The organism is Thioclava sp. IC9 (assembly GCF_002213225.1).
GTDB classification, from domain to species: domain Bacteria; phylum Pseudomonadota; class Alphaproteobacteria; order Rhodobacterales; family Rhodobacteraceae; genus Thioclava; species Thioclava nitratireducens.
The window spans coordinates 215069-232878 of the sequence record NZ_NBNX01000005.1 but is presented as its reverse complement, the minus strand read 5'-3'; the positions used below and the strand labels follow the sequence as shown (position 1 = coordinate 232878).

The 17810-nt window shown below is 64.4% G+C and carries 17 protein-coding genes; 5 read left to right on the top strand and 12 right to left on the bottom strand.

Annotation, left to right across the window (positions count from 1 at the left end):
* Positions 1 to 10: 10 nt before the first annotated feature.
* Positions 11 to 2140 carry a methylmalonyl-CoA mutase gene (scpA, locus tag B6V76_RS14755; RefSeq protein WP_088727801.1) on the bottom strand — a complete coding sequence of 710 codons (2130 nt, stop codon included), beginning with the start codon at positions 2138 to 2140 and terminating at the stop codon, positions 11 to 13.
* A 378-nt stretch (positions 2141 to 2518) separates the two neighbouring features.
* Between scpA and B6V76_RS14750 the strand changes: the two genes are divergently transcribed.
* The gene (locus tag B6V76_RS14750; RefSeq protein ID WP_075775528.1) at positions 2519 to 2995 is read left to right on the top strand and encodes a DUF4174 domain-containing protein; all 477 of its coding nucleotides are present in this window, start codon (positions 2519 to 2521) and stop codon (positions 2993 to 2995) included.
* A gap of 98 nt (positions 2996 to 3093) precedes the next feature.
* Here B6V76_RS14750 and B6V76_RS14745 read toward each other — a convergent pair whose 3' ends face one another.
* From B6V76_RS14745 to B6V76_RS14720, 6 genes are all read right to left on the bottom strand, one after another.
* Positions 3094 to 5097, bottom strand: coding sequence for an acetyl/propionyl/methylcrotonyl-CoA carboxylase subunit alpha (locus tag B6V76_RS14745; protein ID WP_088720265.1), 2004 nt, complete (start codon positions 5095 to 5097; stop codon positions 3094 to 3096).
* 152 nt (positions 5098 to 5249) lie between these two features.
* A complete protein-coding gene (locus B6V76_RS14740; RefSeq protein WP_075775530.1) occupies positions 5250 to 5456 on the bottom strand; it encodes a hypothetical protein in 207 nt (68 codons plus the stop codon).
* Between the two features lie 349 nt (positions 5457 to 5805).
* Positions 5806 to 6198, bottom strand: a complete 393-nt coding sequence (locus B6V76_RS14735; protein ID WP_075775531.1) for a hypothetical protein — start codon at positions 6196 to 6198, stop codon at positions 5806 to 5808.
* Positions 6199 to 6261: 63 nt separating this feature from the next.
* On the bottom strand, positions 6262 to 6609 hold the full coding sequence (locus tag B6V76_RS19740; RefSeq protein WP_141104929.1) for a hypothetical protein: 348 nt from the start codon (positions 6607 to 6609) through the stop codon (positions 6262 to 6264).
* Between the two features lie 484 nt (positions 6610 to 7093).
* Complete coding sequence (locus B6V76_RS14725) at positions 7094 to 7615, bottom strand: DUF6497 family protein (protein ID WP_240497874.1); 522 nt, start codon at positions 7613 to 7615, stop codon at positions 7094 to 7096.
* An 8-nt stretch (positions 7616 to 7623) separates the two neighbouring features.
* Positions 7624 to 9156: an acyl-CoA carboxylase subunit beta gene (locus tag B6V76_RS14720; RefSeq protein WP_075775532.1), complete on the bottom strand. Its 1533-nt coding sequence runs from the start codon at positions 9154 to 9156 to the stop codon at positions 7624 to 7626.
* A gap of 236 nt (positions 9157 to 9392) precedes the next feature.
* Between B6V76_RS14720 and B6V76_RS14715 the strand changes: the two genes are divergently transcribed.
* Positions 9393 to 10787 carry a helix-turn-helix transcriptional regulator gene (locus B6V76_RS14715; RefSeq protein WP_075775533.1) on the top strand — a complete coding sequence of 465 codons (1395 nt, stop codon included), beginning with the start codon at positions 9393 to 9395 and terminating at the stop codon, positions 10785 to 10787.
* 61 nt (positions 10788 to 10848) lie between these two features.
* On the opposite strand, the gene B6V76_RS14710 is transcribed toward B6V76_RS14715, so the two are convergent.
* On the bottom strand, positions 10849 to 11094 hold the full coding sequence (locus B6V76_RS14710; protein ID WP_075775534.1) for a YdcH family protein: 246 nt from the start codon (positions 11092 to 11094) through the stop codon (positions 10849 to 10851).
* A 71-nt stretch (positions 11095 to 11165) separates the two neighbouring features.
* Complete coding sequence (locus B6V76_RS14705; protein WP_088720261.1) at positions 11166 to 11804, bottom strand: thermonuclease family protein; 639 nt, start codon at positions 11802 to 11804, stop codon at positions 11166 to 11168.
* A gap of 79 nt (positions 11805 to 11883) precedes the next feature.
* On the opposite strand from B6V76_RS14705, the gene B6V76_RS14700 reads away from it, so the two are divergent.
* Positions 11884 to 12267 carry a DoxX family protein gene (locus tag B6V76_RS14700; protein ID WP_075775536.1) on the top strand — a complete coding sequence of 128 codons (384 nt, stop codon included), beginning with the start codon at positions 11884 to 11886 and terminating at the stop codon, positions 12265 to 12267.
* A 1-nt stretch (position 12268) separates the two neighbouring features.
* Here B6V76_RS14700 and betA read toward each other — a convergent pair whose 3' ends face one another.
* The 3 genes from betA to betI all read right to left on the bottom strand — a co-directional run bounded on the left by betA (position 12269) and on the right by betI (position 16057).
* Complete coding sequence (gene betA / locus B6V76_RS14695) at positions 12269 to 13924, bottom strand: choline dehydrogenase (RefSeq protein WP_088720259.1); 1656 nt, start codon at positions 13922 to 13924, stop codon at positions 12269 to 12271.
* A 103-nt stretch (positions 13925 to 14027) separates the two neighbouring features.
* Positions 14028 to 15479, bottom strand: coding sequence for a betaine-aldehyde dehydrogenase (gene betB / locus B6V76_RS14690; protein WP_088727800.1), 1452 nt, complete (start codon positions 15477 to 15479; stop codon positions 14028 to 14030).
* Positions 15476 to 16057, bottom strand: coding sequence for a transcriptional regulator BetI (gene betI, locus B6V76_RS14685; RefSeq protein WP_075775539.1), 582 nt, complete (start codon positions 16055 to 16057; stop codon positions 15476 to 15478). Before betI ends, betB begins: the two co-directional genes overlap by 4 nt.
* A 117-nt stretch (positions 16058 to 16174) precedes the next feature.
* Between betI and B6V76_RS14680 the strand changes: the two genes are divergently transcribed.
* Both B6V76_RS14680 and B6V76_RS14675 read left to right on the top strand, forming a co-directional pair.
* Positions 16175 to 17119: a choline ABC transporter substrate-binding protein gene (locus tag B6V76_RS14680; protein WP_075775540.1), complete on the top strand. Its 945-nt coding sequence runs from the start codon at positions 16175 to 16177 to the stop codon at positions 17117 to 17119.
* Between the two features lie 35 nt (positions 17120 to 17154).
* Complete coding sequence (locus tag B6V76_RS14675; RefSeq protein WP_088727799.1) at positions 17155 to 17796, top strand: hypothetical protein; 642 nt, start codon at positions 17155 to 17157, stop codon at positions 17794 to 17796.
* The last annotated feature ends 14 nt before the right edge of the window (positions 17797 to 17810 follow it).

Below are 17810 nucleotides of genomic sequence, written 5' to 3'. Positions count from 1 at the left end.
CCCCTCGCCCTCAGGCCCGCGCCTGCCGCACGATGTCGAGAATTTCGCGCGCGGCCAGCGGGATATTGGTCCCCGGCCCGAAGATCGCCTTCACGCCCGCCTTCTTGAGAAAGTCGTAATCCTGCTGCGGGATCACGCCGCCGCAGATCACGATGATATCCTCGGCGCCCTTCTCTTTCAGCGCCGCGATCAGCTTCGGCGCGAGGGTCTTGTGACCCGCCGCCTGCGACGAAATCCCGACCACGTGGACATCGTTGTCGATCGCATCCTGCGCGGCTTCTTCCGGCGTCTGGAACAGTGGGCCCACATCGACGTCGAAGCCGATATCGGCAAAGGCCGTCGCGATCACCTTGGCGCCGCGGTCGTGGCCGTCCTGACCCATCTTCACCACCAGCATCCGCGGGCGGCGGCCCTCTTCCTCGGCGAAGGCCTCAACGTCCTTCTGGATCTGCGCGAAGCCCTCGTCGCCGTCATAGGCCGCACCATAGACACCTGCGAGCGTCTTCACCTCGGCGCGGTGACGTCCGAACACCTTTTCCATCGCCATTGAAATCTCTCCCACAGAGGCCCGGGCGCGTGCAGCTTCCACCGCCGCTTCGAGCAGGTTGCCACCTTCAGAGGCGCGGCGCGTCAGCTCGGCCAGCGCCGCCTCGCAGGCTGCCTCGTCGCGGCTTGCGCGCATCTTCTCGAGCCGCGCGATCTGGTTGTCGCGCACTTTCGCGTTGTCGATGTCGAGGATATCCAGCTCATCCTCGGTCTCGCGGCGATACTTGTTCACACCGACCACGACATCCTCGCCCCGGTCGATCAGCGCCTGACGCCGGGCGGCCGTTTCCTCGATGCGCAGCTTGGGCATGCCCGAGGCCACGGCCTTCGTCATGCCGCCCATCTCCTCGACTTCCTCGATCAGCTCCCAGGCCTTCTCGGCCAGTTCCGCCGTGAGGCTCTCGACGTAGTAAGAGCCCGCCAGCGGATCGACCACATTGGTGATCCCCGTTTCTTCCTGCAGGATCAGCTGCGTGTTGCGCGCGATCCGGGCCGAGAACTCGGTGGGCAGCGCAATTGCCTCGTCGAGCGCATTGGTGTGCAGCGACTGCGTGCCGCCCAGCGCTGCCGACATCGCCTCGTACGCCGTGCGGATCACGTTGTTATAGGGATCCTGCTCCGCCAGCGAGACGCCCGAAGTCTGGCAGTGCGTACGCAGCATCGAGCTTTGCGGCTTCTTCGGCTCGAACTCTTCCATGATCCGGCTCCACAGCAGGCGCGCCGCGCGCAGCTTGGCGGCCTCCATGAAGAAGTTCATCCCGATCGCGAAGAAGAAGCTCAGACGGCCTGCGAACTTGTCGACATCCATCCCCGCCTTGATCGCCGTGCGAACATATTCGCGCCCGTCGGCCAGCGTGTAGGCCAGCTCCTGCACGAGGTTCGCGCCGGCCTCCTGCATGTGGTAGCCCGAGATCGAGATCGAGTTGAACCGCGGCATCTCGTTCGAGGTGTATTCGATGATATCCGCGATGATCCGCATCGAGGGCTCGGGCGGATAGATGTAGGTGTTGCGGACCATGAACTCCTTGAGGATGTCGTTCTGGATCGTGCCCGACAGAACGCTGCGGTCATGGCCCTGCTCTTCGCCGGTGACGATGAAGTTTGCGAGGATCGGGATCACCGCGCCGTTCATCGTCATCGAGACCGAAATCTGATCGAGCGGGATGCCGTCGAACAGGATCTTCATGTCCTCGACGCTGTCGATCGCGACACCCGCCTTGCCGACATCGCCCTCGACGCGCGGGTGATCGCTGTCATAGCCGCGGTGGGTCGCCAGGTCGAAGGCCACCGACACGCCTTGCTGCCCGGCGGCGAGCGCCTTGCGATAGAATGCGTTCGACTCCTCGGCGGTCGAGAAGCCCGCATATTGCCGGATCGTCCACGGACGGCCCGCATACATCGTCGCACGAGGCCCGCGCGTGAAGGGCGACAGGCCCGGCATGGTGCCCAGATGGTCGAGCCCCTCCACGTCCTCTTCGGTGTAAAGCGGCTTGACCGCGATCCCTTCGAGCGTGTTCCAGGTCAGGTCCTCGAACGGCCTGCCACGCAGTTCCTTCTCGGCGAGCTTGCGCCAGTCCTCTTTCTTGTCCATCATGGCCAAATCCTTCTTCCACTGTCGCCGCGGCGGGTGTCTTCCCCGCATCTTCGGCCGTCATTTCCACGAAATTCAGTCCCGGCGGCGCGTGGCGCAGCCCGGTCATATGTCCCAGATCGCGGGTGTCCATCCGCGCACGGCACCCTATCGAAAGGCATCCGGCGCGCCTCGCCCGCCTCCGGTGCGTCGGCGTTTCGCATATCCGCTTCCCACGACAGCAGGCCCAAGCGGCACCCCGCCGCACGCCCCGCCCCCCGGCGCCAGTCGGCACCGCTGTTCCTAGCGGCGCGCTTAAAGGCCGCATTTCGCGAAAATTCGTAGCGCCCGCCATGGTGCGAGAGGTCCGCCGCGCATATATCAGGAACGAGAGAGGAGCCCATGACCCGCTTATTATCCCTTGGACTCGCTGCATTTCTTGCGCTGACGCCCTTCGCGGTCGCAGCCCAGGACAGCACCGTCAATCTTGCCGTGGCAGAGCCCGAGGTCACGCCCCCCTTCGCACCGGTCGATGGGGCGGACGCGGATCTGGATGCGCTCGTCTGGCAGAAGCGGCCCATCGTGGTCTTCGCCGACAGCCCCCTCGACCCGGCCTTCAAGGAACAGATCCGGTACCTCGAAGAGCATTGGTCGGAACTGGCCCAACGCGACGTCGTCGTCATCACCGACACCACGCCCGATCCGGCGAGCGACGTGCGGCGCAAGCTGCGCCCGCGCGGGTTCTCCCTCGTCATCATCGCGAAGGACGGCACGGTGAACCTGCGCAAGCCCGCCCCGTGGGATGCGCGCGAGATCATCCGCTCGATCGACAAGATGCCGATCCGGCGCGACGAGATCCGCGAAGAGCGCGGTTTCTGACCACATCCCCGCACACCACCGCGCGCCAATAGACCGTGCCCCGCCGTGGCGGGGTGAGCCGGTCGCCCGGCCTCCCTATGCCACGGCGCGGGCGTCACTTATTCGAACTCCATGATGATGTCGTCGACGGCAAGGCTCGCGCCCGCCTCGGCGTTGATCTTCTTCACGATGCCCTTCTTCTCGGCGCGCAGAATGTTCTCCATCTTCATCGCCTCGACAGTGGCCAGCGGCTGACCCTCCTGCACTTCCGCGCCTTCCTCGACCGAGATCTTCACGACGAGACCCGGCATCGGGCAGAGCAGGAATTTCGACGTATCCGGCGGCAGTTTCACCGGCATCAGTTGCGCAAGCTCGAACTGGCGCGGCGTGCGGACATGGACCTTCAGATCGGCACCACGCACCCGGATGCGGAAGCCCATCGGGATCTTGCCGACCTTGAGGACCAGGGGCGCACCGTTCACGGTCAGCTCGGCCAGCGGGTCGCCCGGCGTCCAGTCACTCTCGACGCGCATCTCTTCGCCATCCTCGAAGACGATGGTGGAGCCGTTGCGATCCGCATTCACCTTCAGCTTGAAATCTTCATCCTGCAGCGAGACCGCCCAATCCACGCCGACCTTGCGCTCGTGGTTGCCGAGCGTGCCGGAGATCTTCGTGCGCCGAATCTCGGCCACGCGCTCCATCGCCGCCGTGGCCGCCGCGACCTTGCGCAGCATCCCCTCGTCGAGCGTGACGCCCGCGAACCCCTCGGGATATTCCTCTTCGATGAAGGCGGTGGTGATGTTGCCGGAGGTGAAGCGCTCGTGATCCATCACCGCGGCGCAGAACGGCAGGTTGTGACCGATGCCTTCCACCTCGAACTTGTCGAGCGCGAGGCGCATCTCTTCGATGGCCGCGTCGCGGGTCTCGCCCCAGGTGCAGAGCTTGGCAATCATCGGATCGTAGAACATCGAAATCTCGCCGCCCTCGAAGACGCCGGTATCGTTGCGCACGATGCCGCCCGACGCGGTCTTGCCTTCCACCGGCGGACGATAGCGGGTCAGACGCCCGATCGAGGGCAGGAAGTTGCGGTAAGGATCTTCGGCATAGAGGCGGCTCTCGATCGCCCAGCCGTTGATGCCGATATCTTCCTGCTTCATCGGAAGCTTCTCACCGTCGGCCACGCGGATCATCTGCTCGACGAGGTCGATGCCGGTGATCAGTTCGGTGACCGGGTGTTCCACCTGAAGACGGGTGTTCATCTCGAGGAAGTAGAAGTTCTTCTCGCCATCGACGATGAATTCCACCGTGCCCGCGCTGCAGTAATCCACCGCTTTCGACAGGGCGACGGCCTGCTCGCCCATCGCCTTGCGGGTCTCGGGGTCGAGGAAAGGCGACGGCGCCTCTTCGATGACTTTCTGGTTGCGGCGCTGGATCGAGCATTCACGCTCGTTCAGATAAACGCAGTTGCCGTGCTTGTCGGCGAGCACCTGAATCTCGATGTGGCGCGGCTGGGTGACGAATTTCTCGATGAAGATGCGGTCGTCGCCGAAGCTGTTCGCGGCCTCGTTCTTCGACGACTGGAAGCCCTCGCGCGCTTCTTCGGCGTTCCACGCGATGCGCATGCCTTTACCGCCGCCGCCAGCGGAGGCCTTGATCATCACCGGGTAGCCGATCTCGTCGGAGATCTTCACCGCTTCATCGGCATCCGCGATCAGCCCCATGTAACCGGGCACGGTCGACACGCCGGCCTCTTTCGCGAGCTTCTTCGAGGTGATCTTGTCGCCCATCGCCTCGATCGCGCCCGAGGGCGGGCCGATGAAGGCGACGCCCTCTTTTTCCAGCGCCTCGGCGAATTTCTTGTTCTCCGACAGGAAGCCGTAGCCCGGGTGAACCGCTTCGGCGCCGGTCTGGCGGATCGCATCCATGATCTTGTCGATCACGATATAGGATTGGTTCGCGGGCGGCGGACCGATATGCACCGCCTCGTCGGCCATCTGGACATGCAGCGCCTGCGCATCGGCATCGGAATAGACGGCGACCGTCTTGATCCCCATCTTCTGCGCCGACTTGATGACGCGGCAGGCGATCTCGCCGCGGTTGGCGATCAGGATTTTCTTGAACATGTCAGGCCCTTCCCTTCCGGTGCGGGAGGGGCATCCCCCCGCCCCGCGTGTCGTGTTCATGATGTGAGACAAAAGAAAAACCGCCACCGGGGCGAGCAGCCCCGATGGCGGTCGGATAGCGATCGGGCGCGGACAGAGCCGCGCGGATGTGCTTAGTAGGAGCGCTGGCAGACGCCGGCGTCGTCGCAATAGGTGCCCGCGAGCGCGCCGAGAGCCGCACCGGTGAGCGCGTTGTTGTCGGTCGCGTCCGCGATGATCGCGCCGCCGGCCGCACCGGCGAGGGCGCGCTGACCGTCGGTTTGCATGCAGCCTGCGAGGGCGAGACCGGCAAGGAGAAGAAGGATCGGGGTTTTGCGCATGGGAAACTGCCTCCAATAGCGGTTATGATTGGACGCGAGTTTATCGCGGCCCCGTGAAAAGCCAACGGCGAAAACGCGAGGTCCGACCCCATCGGCGAGCTATCGCCACTGCCCTTCACATCTCTGCAGGCAGCCCCTTGACCTTCCGAAGGAAAAAACTGCGGCCCGACCATAAGATCAGGCCGCAGGAATAGGGAAGGGGTAGGGATATTACACAAGCCGCGGGTGTTGGGGACAGTACGGCTTGCCCCCTCAATGTGACTGCGCATATCGCGGATTGCAAAGGCGAAATCCCTGCAATTCCGAGATTCGGCGGCATGCCGCCATTTCGCGCAGGACATCAGCGAAATCATGCCCAATCCTCATCCTCGTCATCGTCGAAGGTGAAGGCGTCGGGATCGGCGAAGACCTCCGGGAAGGAGGCTTCCGCGCGTTTCACGTCGATCTTGAGAAGCGCCTCGTAGCTTTCGGGGTCGAACGGGTCCTCGGCAGGCACGACTTCGCGCCCGAAGAGCCAGCTCAACCGGCCCGCATCGAGATTGCCGCGCTCGAACGGCTCTTCGCCGAAATGCGCCCAGAGCGCGGCCATGAAGCCCGCATCGGCCTTGCGATCGGCATGACCGCGATCGGCGTAGCGTTCACGCCGAATGATCTTCGTCGCGCCCTTCTTGTTGGCCCGGCGAATGGTGAATTGATAATCCGTCGAGGGTAGCCGCGACGGGAAACCGCGATGCTTCAGCATGACGCGCCCTCCGCTTTGAAGTTGCTGGGACGGCGCGCGCTGAGTTTCTGCGTTACGCCTTCATTATTGACCCGTAGGGGTCTGGTTCCCGCCGGTCGGGTCCCTGCTAGGCGTCGGCTGGCGCTCGCTCGAGCCACCGCGCTGCTCGGGGACGCATTGCGCCGGTCGCTGCGTTGTCGCTGCCACCGCCGTCTCGAACGGTCCGCATTGCAGCGGACAGTCGGGCACGGAAGCCGGGTATTGCGAGTCGACGAGCCGTCCGGTCGGTCGGCAACTGCTGCCGCTTGCGACGGGACCGCCATATTTGCCGGTATAGACCGGCTCCACGGTGACAGGCGCAGGCTCCGGCTTGGGCGCACAGCCCACAAGCAGAGCCGCACAGGCGACGGCGCCCAGAGAAATTCGGACCATTTCACTCTCCCCCATTCTGTTATCGAATGGCTAAGAGCGTACTCCCGAAGGGAAATTTCCGCTAGGTAACCGTATGGCGTATTGCAAAACGTCACCCTCTCGGCAGGGATCGTGGGGGCAAGGCGGTGGCTGCCGCCCTGCCCCGCACGCAGATCACTTGTACTTGCCGGTGTAGGTCGGCTCGGTGGTGACGGCCACCGGCATCGGCTCGGGCTTGGGCGCGCAGGCTGCGACGAAGGCCACGAGGCCAAGCGCGATGAGAGCTTTCGACATGTCGTTCTCCTGTCCAGGGGGGCGCGCGCCCCGATCTGGGCGAGGTTCGGCACGACCCGTTTCAACGCGGGGACCGAAATCGCTTTCCCCAAGGGCAGGTTAGCCCGCAAATCCCGCTCACGAAAGCGCGATCTTGCCGTGAGCGTCCGCACAAACGCGCGCTCCGGCATCCTGCCTTCCAAGCTGTGATCTGCGGGTCTGGCCACGGCCATCAGAAAAACTCCCAAACGCATTTTCCATGCTCGACGGAAAAGCTGTCGAAATATTGCACCACCTCTGGGGCGGCTTCGCCGAACGGCACGATCTGGTCCGACAGGCTCACCATCACCTGTGCGGGCTCCGGACCGGGCTGCGGCAGGCGCGGCACCACCCACCCGTTGCACAGCGCCTCGATATCCTTCAGCGCGATATCGGAGGAGATCGGGCTCGGCCCTCCGATCTGCGGCGCGAGGAAGCGGAAGCGATAGGTCAGCCCGTCCGGTCCGGCCTCGTTGTGGATCACGTCGACCCACCAGACCTTCTGCCCGGACGGTACCGGGATCGCATCGCCCTTCGTCCCCTCCGGCCCGTCGCCGGGCCCCAGATCCTCCCCCAGGTTGCCCGGATGCATGACCGCACCGTAATCGGGCACTGGCGTCACCTCCCGGAGCTCCTGGGCGGGCGCCGGAGACGCCAGCGCCAGCCCGGCGAGAGCGCCGGGCAAGAGCGTCGCGATCCTCGACCTGCCCGTCATGCGCCTCCTCAGAGCGGGATGTTATCGTGCTTCTTCCACGGGTTGGACAGCTTCTTCGAGCGCAGCGCCGCGAAGGCGCGGGCCACCCGGCGACGCGTCGAACGCGGCTGGATCACCTCGTCGATGAAACCCTTCTCGGCCGCCACAAACGGGTTCGCGAAACGGTCCTCGTAATCGGCGGTGCGCTTGGCGATCTTCTCCTGGTCACCCAGTTCCGAGCGATAGAGGATTTCGACCGCACCCTTCGCGCCCATCACCGCGATTTCCGCAGTCGGCCAGGCGTAGTTGAAATCGCCGCGCAGGTGCTTGGAGGACATGACGTCATAGGCGCCACCATAGGCTTTGCGGGTGATAACCGTGACCTTCGGCACGGTCGCCTCGCCATAGGCGAACAGCAGCTTCGCACCGTGCTTGATGACGCCGTTATATTCTTGGCTGGTGCCCGGCAGGAAGCCCGGCACGTCGACAAGCGTCAGAATCGGGATTTCGAATGCGTCGCAGAAGCGCACGAAGCGCGCGGCCTTGCGGCTGGAATCGATATCCAGACAGCCCGCCAGCACCATGGGCTGGTTCGCGACCACGCCGACCGTCTGACCTTCCAGACGGATGAAGCCGGTGATGATGTTGCCCGCGAAGTCCTTCTGGATCTCGAAGAAATCGCCCTCGTCGGCGATCTTCAGGATCAATTCCTTCATATCGTAGGGGGTGTTCGCGTTCGAGGGCACCAGCGTGTCGAGCGACGCCTCGATCCGGTCCACCTCGTCGAAGAAGGGCCGCACGGGCGCCTTCTCGCGGTTCGAGAGCGGCAGGAAGTCGATCAGGCGGCGGGTCTCGAACAGCGCCTCGACGTCGTTCTCGTAGGCGCCATCGGCGACCGAGCTTTTCTTGGTGTGGGTCGCGGCCCCGCCAAGCTCCTCGGCCGTCACCTGCTCGTTCGTAACCGTCTTCACCACGTCGGGGCCGGTGACGAACATGTAAGACGTATCCTTCACCATGAAGATGAAATCCGTCATCGCGGGCGAATAGACCGCACCGCCGGCGCAGGGCCCCATGATGAGGCTGATCTGCGGCACGACGCCCGAGGCCATGATGTTGCGCTGGAACACGTCCGCATAGCCTGCAAGCGACGCCACGCCTTCCTGAATCCGCGCCCCGCCCGAATCGTTGATGCCGATCACCGGCGCGCCGTTCTGGACCGCCATATCCATGATCTTGCAGATCTTCTCGGCGTGGGTTTCCGACAGCGAGCCACCGAAGACGGTGAAATCCTGGCTGAACACATAGACCATGCGCCCGTTCACGGTACCCCAGCCGGTAACGACACCGTCGCCATAGGGCTTGCTCTCTTCCATCCCGAAATCGGTGCAGCGATGGGTCTTGAACATGTCGAACTCTTCGAAAGAGCCCTCGTCGAGCAGCAATTCGATCCGCTCGCGCGCGGTCAGCTTGCCCTTCTTGTGCTGCGCCTCGATGCGTTTCTCGCCGCCACCAAGGCGGGCTTCGTCGCGCCGATGCTCCAGCTCCTTCAGGATGTCTCTCATGAGGGTCCTCCGCATAATTTCTCGGCACCCTATTCCGAAGGCAACAATCTTACAAAGGGGATTCGAGAAAATTTGCAAATTATTGGCAAGCCTGCGATAGCGAATTGCATAACTGCGAAGCCCGCTACCGATCGCAGACCATCCACGATTGATCCAATGACGCCGGCTCAGAACCGGCAAAATTTGACGCAGGGTTTTTGCAAAGCTAAAAATCTCTTTGCAAAAAGGAGGGGCAGATGGCGACTCAGAAACTCTATGCCGGCGTGAAACTGCGCGAAACCCGCACGCGGCTCGGCCTGACCCAGAAAGCCTTCGCCGAGCGGCTCGGCGTGTCGCTGCCCTATCTCAACCAGATGGAGAACAACCACCGCCCGGTCTCGGCGCAGGTCGTGCTGGCGCTGGCGAGCGAATTCGGCCTCGACGTGACCGAACTCTCGGCGGGCGATGCGGAGCGGCTGGTCTCGGACATGCGTGAGGCACTGGCCGACCCGATCTTCTCCGACGGCGCGCCGCCCTTGGCCGATCTGCGGCTCGCGGCCTCCAACGCCCCTGCACTCGCCCGGTCCTTCCTCGAACTGCACCGCGCCTACCGCCAGACCCATGAACGCCTCGCCTCGCTCGACGAAGCCCTGGGCCGCGAGGGGGCACAGACGGTGGTCTCCCCCTGGGAAGAGGTCCGCGACTTCTTTCACTATTGCGACAATTACATCGACGCCGTCGATCGTGCCGCCGAACGCTTTTCCTGTCGTGATGGCAAGCGGTTGGAGCCCATTCCTCATGCTATCGACACCCTCGCGAAACGCGGTCTCGACGTGCAGTTCTCCGACATTTCGCAACTGCGCGAGCGTGACGGCAACCGGCTTCTGATCAACGCCCATGCGGGCCGGCCGACGCAGGCCTTCCAATTGCTGCACCAAGTGGCGCTGCTGACCCAGAACGACTTGCTGGATGCGACGCTCGACCTCGCGCGCTTCCAATCCGACACGGCCCGGGCGATCGCCAAGATCGGGCTCGCCAACTACTTCGCGGGCGCGGCGCTGCTGCCCTACCGCCCCTTCCTCGAAGCGGCGCAGGACACCCGCCACGATCTGGAGCGACTCTGCGACATCTTCACCGCCTCGATCGAGCAGGTCGCCCACCGTCTCTCGACCCTGCAGCGCCCCGGCGCGAAGGGTATTCCCTTCTTCTTCGTCCGCGTCGATCAAGCCGGCACCATCACCAAGCGCCACTCTGCCACGCGACTGCAATTCGCCCGATTCGGTGGCGCCTGCCCGCTCTGGAATGTCCACCAAGCCTTTGAAACTCCGACTAAATTCCTGCGACAACTCGCAGAGACCCCCGATGGCGTTCGCTATCTCTGCCTCGCGCGAGACGTCTCGAAATCGGGCGGCAGCTTCACCGCGCCAGTCCGCCGCTACGCGATCTGTCTGGGCTGCGAGGTGAGCCACGCGAAGGGGCTCGTCTATGCCGACGATATGGAGCTCGGCAATCCCAAGGCCTACCAGCCGATCGGGATCTCCTGCCGAATCTGCGAGCGTAAGGATTGCCACCAGCGCTCGGTTCCGCCGCTGGAACGCCGCCTGCATGTCGATCCCGACCATCGCGGCCTTCTGCCCTACGACATCGCATAGAAAAACGCCCCGGGGCCGAAGCCCCGAGGCGTCCCACCAAAATCACTCGTTACCATACAACTCAGGCGTCGGCGGTACCCAGCATCCGCGCGATCTCATCCTTCACCGCGGCGCGTTGCTTGCGCAGGTCGGTCTCGGCGAGGCTGTCCATCGGCTCCACATTCGTCTCGGCCCGGTGCACGCGATCGTTCAGCGTGTCGTAATCGTCCAACAGCTTTGCAAAATGCGCGTTGGAGATTTTCAACTCGTGGATCCGATCGAGTTTCGTCGGGAATTCGTCTTGCAGCGTGTGCGGCGTATTGGCCATGTCGCTCCCTTTCCTTGCTGTCGGACCGACATTAGGCCACCGCGACTCGCGCCACCTTGATGCGCATCAAGTCAGCCGCCTGCGCGACGCCATCCGGCCGCTTTTGCCGCGGCCTCGGTGCAAAACCATCGCTCGCCCTTGGCGGTATTGATCCGCGTCGCGGCATAAGAGCCCGTGCCCGGCAGATGATAGAGCCGCCCGCGCTTGGAAATATTGCCCTTGATCGCGCAATTACCCGGCGGGGTTTGTACCTTGGTCGCGGCGCGGACCGCTGCTGGGCGCCTTGCTTCGCCCTGCCAGATGCCGAGACCCGCGCGGCGCGCGCGCTCCTCCTGCCCGACATAATCGAGCGCGTATCTTCGGTAAGCGAAGGCTGCGCCGCGGGCCACCATCTCGGCGTTGAGATCGCGCCCGCCGGCGCGGCAAATAGCGATCAGCCGCCCGTAGCGATCCTGCTCGTGACCCGAGCACCGCACTCCCCGCCCCGCGAGCCGCTGCAGTTCCGCCGTCGCGGCCTGTCCACAAGCCCAGCGCACGCCTTGCGTCGTCTTGCAGCTTTGCTTCGCCTCCGGCGCGTCGATGCCGAACAGCCGCACCCGCGTATTCGCAACCACCAGCGTATCGCCATCGACGACGCGTGGAATGCCCGTGACCGTCGCCGCGAAAACGGGCGAGGCGATGAGAACCAGAAGTGAACAAAGCCTTAACATTCCCTAGATATCGGTGGGACTGATCTCGCACGCAACAGATTTCGTAGCTGAAAGGTAAACCGAAACTTGGGAGCCCCGCATGTCCGACGCGCTCAACTTGATCGGCCGCATCCTGATCGCGCTGCTGTTCCTCGGCGGCGCGGCGCAGAAAGTCAGCGACCCGCGGATGGTGCAGGAAATGATCGGCTGGCTTGGCCTGCCCGGCTGGCTGGTCTGGCCCGTCGCGCTGTTCAACCTGATCGCGGCGCTTGGCCTGATCTTCGGCCCGAAGGTGCGGGCCTGGGCACTCATCCTCGCCGCCTATTGCATCTTCACCAGCTGGTTTCACTGGCAGCTGCGCGCCGACCCGTGGCAGGTGACGATCTTCGTGAAGAACTGGGCGATCGCGGGCGGGCTCTTGATCCTCGCGGCGCAGGGGCCGGGGCGCTATGCCCTCAGCCTCCCGCGCCGCGAAGGCCGCTAACTCAGCGCTGCGCCACCTGCCAGTTCGGCGCCACCCACGGCTCGAGGTTCTCGCGTGCGAGCGGTGCCCGGCCCAGCAGGTGATCGGCCATCTTCTCGCCCACCATGATCGAGGGCGCGTTCAGGTTGCCGTTGGTAATGCGCGGGAAGACAGAGCTGTCGGCGACCCGCAGCCCCTCGACCCCGATCACGCGGCCTTCCGGATCGACGACGGCGCTAGGATCGTCCGCCGCCCCCATCTTCGCAGTGCCACAGGGATGATAGGCGCTCTCGGCATGTTCGCGGATGAAGGCGTCGATCTGCTCATCCGTCTCCACGTCGGCCCCCGGCTGGATCTCGTGCTTCACATGGGCGGCCATCGGCGCTTGCGCAAAAATTTCCCGGGTCAGCCGCACGCATTTGCGGAATTCGGCCCAGTCGTCGGGATGGCTCATGTAGTTGAACTTGATCTCGGGCTTGGCCTCGGGATCGCCCGAGCGCAGCCGGATATGGCCACGCGATTTCGAACGCATCGGCCCGACATGCGCCTGAAAGCCATGCCCCTCGGCGGCGGCCTTGCCGTCATAGCGCACCGCGATCGGCAGGAAGTGATACTGGATGTCCGGGTAGTCGATCCCGGCCTCCGACCGGATGAAGGCGCAGCTTTCGAACTGGTTCGACGCGCCGAGCCCGCTTTTGGTGAAAAGCCATTGCGCGCCCACACGGGCCTTGCCGTAGAGGTTCCAGTATTTGAACAGCGTGACCGGTTGTTTCGCGGCGAATTGCATATAGATCTCAAGGTGATCCTGCAGGTTGCCGCCGACGCCGGGACGATCCGCCAGCACCTCGATGCCATGCGCACGCAGATGCTCTGCCGGGCCGACACCCGAGAGCATCAGAAGCTTCGGCGTATTGATCGAGCTTGCCGCCAGCACGACCTCGGAAGTCGCGCGGACCACCTCGATCTGCCCCTTGCGCTTGATCTCGACGCCGACGGCCTTCTTGCCTTCGAAGACGACGCGCCGCGCCAGACCGCGCACGATCCGCAACTTGCCGGTCTTGAGCGCGGGGCGCAGATAGGCATTGGCCGCCGACCAGCGACGCCCCTTGTAGATCGTGGCCTCCATCGGCCCGAAGCCTTCCTGCTGCCGGCCATTGTAATCCTCGGTCACCGGATAGCCCGCCGCCGCGCCCGCAGCGACGAAGGCATCGAACAGCGGGTTGGAGCGCGGCCCGCGGGTCACATGCAGCGGCCCCGAGCGGCCACGCCATTCGGTCTCTTCGCCGCCGTGCCAATGCTCCATCCGCTTGTAATAGGGCAGCACATCGGCGTAGCCCCAGCCGCGCGCGCCGCTTTCTTCCCAATGGTCGAAATCGCGCGCGTGGCCCCGGACATAGACCATGCCGTTAATGCTCGACGAGCCGCCCAGCACCTTGCCGCGCGGGGTCGCCAGACGGCGTCCGCCCAGATGCTCTTCGGGTTCCGACTGAAAGCCCCAGTCGTAGATCCCCATATTCATCGGATAGCTCAACGCGCCGGGCATCTGGATGAACGGCCCGGCATCCGAGCCGCCGTGCTCGATCACGACCACGTCGCGGCCCGCTTCCACGAGCCGGTAAGCCAGCGCCGAGCCACCCGAGCCTGCGCCTACGATCACATATTCTGCCGAAACACTCATATCTTCCCCTTGGCGGAAAATCCCGGGGGGCGCCGGTTGGTGCGCCATCGGTCCGAGGACCAACCGGCGACGGGCAGCGCCCCCAGCCTCCCCAAATTCAAATTCAGTACGGGCTCTCGACCGGCCCCATGCCGACATAGACGGATTTGAGCTGCGTATAGTGCTCCACCGCCGCGCGCGAATTCTCGCGCCCGAAGCCCGATTGCTTCACCGCGCCGAAGGGCATTTCCACCGGCGTCAGGTTGTAGGCGTTGATCCAGGTCGTACCCGCCTGCAGCTGGCTCACGACACGGTGGCCGCGCGCCAGATCGCCGGTGAACACACCCGCGGCGAGGCCGAACTGCGTGTCATTGGCCCGCGCGATCGCCTCTTCCTCGGTCTCGAAATCCAGCACGGACATGACCGGGCCGAAGATTTCTTCCCGCGCGATGGTCATATCGTCGGTGACATCGGCGAAAACGGTGGGCTGCACGAAAAGCGGCCCCTCATTGCCTGCCGAGCCGCCGCAGACCAGTCGCGCGCCTTCGGATTTCGCGCTCTCGACATAGGACATGACCTTGTCGAACTGCGCCTTCGAGATCAGCGGACCGAATTGCGTCGCCTCGTCCAGCGGATCGCCCGCGACAATGGTTTCCGCGCGCTCTTTCAGACGGGCGAGGAATTTCTCCTTGATGCCCTTCTGCACGAAGACTCGCGTCCCGTTCGAGCAGATCTGACCCGAGGAATAGAAATTCCCTAGCATCGCCGCGCCGATTGCGCTTTCGATATCGGCATCATCAAAAACGATCATCGGGGATTTGCCGCCAAGCTCCATCGTGACGTGCTTCATGCCCGCCGATGCCGCCTGATAGACCTTCTGACCCGTCGGGACCGACCCGGTCAGCGAGACTTTCGCGATACGCGGATCGGTCGAGAGCGCCGCCCCTACCGGGCCGAAGCCCTGCACCACGTTGAAGATACCCGCGGGCATCCCGGCTTCGATGAAGATCTCGGCGAGCTTCAGCGCGCCCAGCGGCGTCATCTCGGAGGGTTTGAACACCATCGCGTTGCCGGTCGACAGCGCAGGCGCGGATTTCCAGCAGGCGATCTGGCTGGGATAGTTCCACGCGCCGATCCCTGCGCAGACGCCCAGCGGTTCGCGGATCGTATAGGCGAAATCGCCGCCCAGCGGCATCGTCTCTCCGGTCAGCGTGGGCGCGAGACCCGCAAAATATTCCAGCGCCTCGGCGCCCGAAGGCCAGTCGGCCTCGCGGGTTTCCTGAATGGGCTTGCCGGTGTCGAGCGTTTCCAGCAGCGCCAGTTCCTCACCGCGCTCGCGGATGATCGCGACGGCACGGGTCAGGATACGGCCCCGCTCGACCGGGCGCAGCGCGGCCCAGTTCTTCTGCGCCTCAACCGCCCCCGAAATCGCGGCGTCGATCACCGCAGGGGTCGCCGCATGCAGCTTGGCGATCACCTCGCCGGTGCCGGGATAGGTGACGATCAGCTCGTCGCCGTCCGTATCTTCCATCCAGTCGCCATTGACGAAATGGCTTGCTTTCGGCTGTGCCCTCATTGGTGGACCTCCAATTCCTTTTCCAGATGCGCCAGCACCAGTTCGCAGGCGGCCTCGCGGTCGGGCTCGCCCGCGACAAGCGCCGCGCGGATGTAGACGCCGTCGATCATCGCGCCCAAACCCTCGGCCACGGAGCCCGCGCGATCGCCGACCAGCGGCCGCAGCCCGTGCATGAGGTTGGAGCGCAGACGGCGCTGATAGATATGCAGCAGGCGCCGCGCTTCGGCGCTCGACTGCGCGAGAACGTAGAAGTTCAGCCACGCGGCGATCGCCTCGTGACGGAACGAGCCCGCCGCGAAAGAGCCCATCACAACTGCGCGAACACGCTCGTGCGGGGAATGCGCCATCGCCATCGCACCGCGCACTTCGGCCCCGTAAATCGAAAGGATCGAGCGCATCGCGGCGAGGAAAATCCGGTCTTTCGACCCGAAATAATGGTGCGCCAGCGCCGAGGACATGCCCGCGCGCCGGGCGATCTGCGCGACCGTCACGTCGAGCGACCCCGCCTCGCCCACTGTCTCAATAGTCGCTTTGACCAAGGCTGCGCGCCGTATAGGCTCTGCTCCAAGCTTCGGCATGTGATCGGCCTCCTTCCGGGTGGCTTGCTTGCATGTCGAGCTAGAACATGTTTATTGACTCGTCAATCAACAACCGCATCCCGCGGTTTTTCTTAACGCTGCACAGGGAGAAAAAGCATGAAACTTCGTTCCACGCTCCTCGCACTGGGGGCCGCGCTCTCGTTCGGACTGGCAGGCACCGCGCCCGCTCAGGCCGCCGATTGCTCGAAAGTGACCTTCTCCGATGTTGGCTGGACCGACATCACCTCGACCACCGCGGTCGCGACCACCATCCTCGAAGCGCTCGGCTACGAGACCGACACCAAGGTTCTCTCGGTTCCGGTGACCTACGAGGCGCTGTCGAAAGGCGACGTCGACGTGTTCCTGGGCAACTGGATGCCCTCGATGGCCGCCAACGTCGATCCCTACACCAAGGACGGCACCGTCGAGACGCTCGGCACCAACCTGACCGGCGCGAAATACACGCTGGCGACCAACCCCGCTGGCGCCAAGCTCGGCATCAAGGACTTCTCCGACATCGCCAAGCACGCCGACGAGCTGGACAACCAGATCTACGGCATCGAGCCGGGCAATGACGGCAACGCGCTGATCCTCGACATGATCGACAAGGACGCGTTCGGCCTGAAGAACTTCGACCTGAAGGAAAGCTCCGAGCAGGGCATGCTCGCGCAGGTCGCGCGTGCCGACAAAGCCGACAAGCCGATCATCTTCCTCGCGTGGGAACCCCACCCGATGAACTCCAACTTCGACATCACCTACCTGTCGGGCGGCGATGACTTCTTCGGCCCCGATTACGGCGGTGCGACGGTCATGACCAACGTCCGCGCGGGCTATGTCGACGAGTGCCCGAACCCGGGCAAGTTCGTCTCCAACCTGAAGTTCACCCTCGCGATGGAAAACGAGATCATGGGCAAGATCCTCGACGATGGCGAGGATCCCAAGGCGGCCGCGAAGGAATGGCTCAAGGCCAACCCGGACAGCTGGAAGCCCTGGCTCGACGGTGTGACCACGAAGGACGGCGGCGACGCGCAGGCAGCGGTCGAGAAAGCGCTGAACTCGTGAGCCTTCGGGCGCAATATTCGCGCGGGCGGCAGGGCATGGCCCTCCGCCCCCGCTTCCCCTCGGTCCGCGCCCTCACCGGCGCGGCCCTTCTCTTCGCGGGGATGATAGCCGCGCCCCTCACCCCGGCACGCGCCGCGGATTGCCCGGAGGCCGAGGCCCTGCACGCGGCGGGCGTCACGCTCACCCGCAACGCCCCGAAAATGGCGCAGGCCTATCGCTACGAAAACGGCACGCTGACCTCCTACCGGGTCGACGATCCCGAGCTCGGCCGCCCGCCCAAGCGCGAGCGCTACGACCATCCGCTGGCGGTGAGCCTGCAGGAAATGGACGGACGCAGTTTCGCGCTCATCTATGACGAGGACCCCGCGCGGCTCGACCAACTGCCGCAGCTGGGCAACTGGCGCACTCCGGTGACGCTGAAAGTCGACGGCGAGACCAAGGATCGCGGCACCATCTCCTACGCCTATCGCGGCCCCGGCTCGGTGCTGATCGGCGCGTGCCGCTACGATGTCTGGCAGGTCGTCGAACGGATCGCGATGGGCAAGCTGCGCACCGCCTTCCTCAAGGAATTTTCTCCCAAGGCCGGGCTGGTCCTGCGCGTGACCAAGCTCGACCCCGAAACCGGCAAGGCGCAATCGCAAGTCGCCTTCGACCGCATCGAAACGCGCCAGAAATAACAACTCGCAAGGAC

Excerpts from the sequence above, each read along its gene's own strand:
- scpA (WP_088727801.1), bottom strand. The coding sequence starts at position 2,140 with ATGATGGACAAGAAAGAGGACTGGCGCAAGCTCGCCGAGAAGGAACTG.
- B6V76_RS14750 (WP_075775528.1), top strand. The coding sequence starts at position 2,519 with ATGACCCGCTTATTATCCCTTGGACTCGCTGCATTTCTTGCGCTGACG.
- B6V76_RS14745 (WP_088720265.1), bottom strand. The coding sequence starts at position 5,097 with ATGTTCAAGAAAATCCTGATCGCCAACCGCGGCGAGATCGCCTGCCGC.
- B6V76_RS14740 (WP_075775530.1), bottom strand. The coding sequence starts at position 5,456 with ATGCGCAAAACCCCGATCCTTCTTCTCCTTGCCGGTCTCGCCCTCGCA.
- B6V76_RS14735 (WP_075775531.1), bottom strand. The coding sequence starts at position 6,198 with ATGCTGAAGCATCGCGGTTTCCCGTCGCGGCTACCCTCGACGGATTAT.
- B6V76_RS19740 (WP_141104929.1), bottom strand. The coding sequence starts at position 6,609 with ATGGTCCGAATTTCTCTGGGCGCCGTCGCCTGTGCGGCTCTGCTTGTG.
- B6V76_RS14725 (WP_240497874.1), bottom strand. The coding sequence starts at position 7,615 with ATGACGGGCAGGTCGAGGATCGCGACGCTCTTGCCCGGCGCTCTCGCC.
- B6V76_RS14720 (WP_075775532.1), bottom strand. The coding sequence starts at position 9,156 with ATGAGAGACATCCTGAAGGAGCTGGAGCATCGGCGCGACGAAGCCCGC.
- B6V76_RS14715 (WP_075775533.1), top strand. The coding sequence starts at position 9,393 with ATGGCGACTCAGAAACTCTATGCCGGCGTGAAACTGCGCGAAACCCGC.
- B6V76_RS14710 (WP_075775534.1), bottom strand. The coding sequence starts at position 11,094 with ATGGCCAATACGCCGCACACGCTGCAAGACGAATTCCCGACGAAACTC.
- B6V76_RS14705 (WP_088720261.1), bottom strand. The coding sequence starts at position 11,804 with ATGTTAAGGCTTTGTTCACTTCTGGTTCTCATCGCCTCGCCCGTTTTC.
- B6V76_RS14700 (WP_075775536.1), top strand. The coding sequence starts at position 11,884 with ATGTCCGACGCGCTCAACTTGATCGGCCGCATCCTGATCGCGCTGCTG.
- betA (WP_088720259.1), bottom strand. The coding sequence starts at position 13,924 with ATGAGTGTTTCGGCAGAATATGTGATCGTAGGCGCAGGCTCGGGTGGC.
- betB (WP_088727800.1), bottom strand. The coding sequence starts at position 15,479 with ATGAGGGCACAGCCGAAAGCAAGCCATTTCGTCAATGGCGACTGGATG.
- betI (WP_075775539.1), bottom strand. The coding sequence starts at position 16,057 with ATGCCGAAGCTTGGAGCAGAGCCTATACGGCGCGCAGCCTTGGTCAAA.
- B6V76_RS14680 (WP_075775540.1), top strand. The coding sequence starts at position 16,175 with ATGAAACTTCGTTCCACGCTCCTCGCACTGGGGGCCGCGCTCTCGTTC.
- B6V76_RS14675 (WP_088727799.1), top strand. The coding sequence starts at position 17,155 with ATGGCCCTCCGCCCCCGCTTCCCCTCGGTCCGCGCCCTCACCGGCGCG.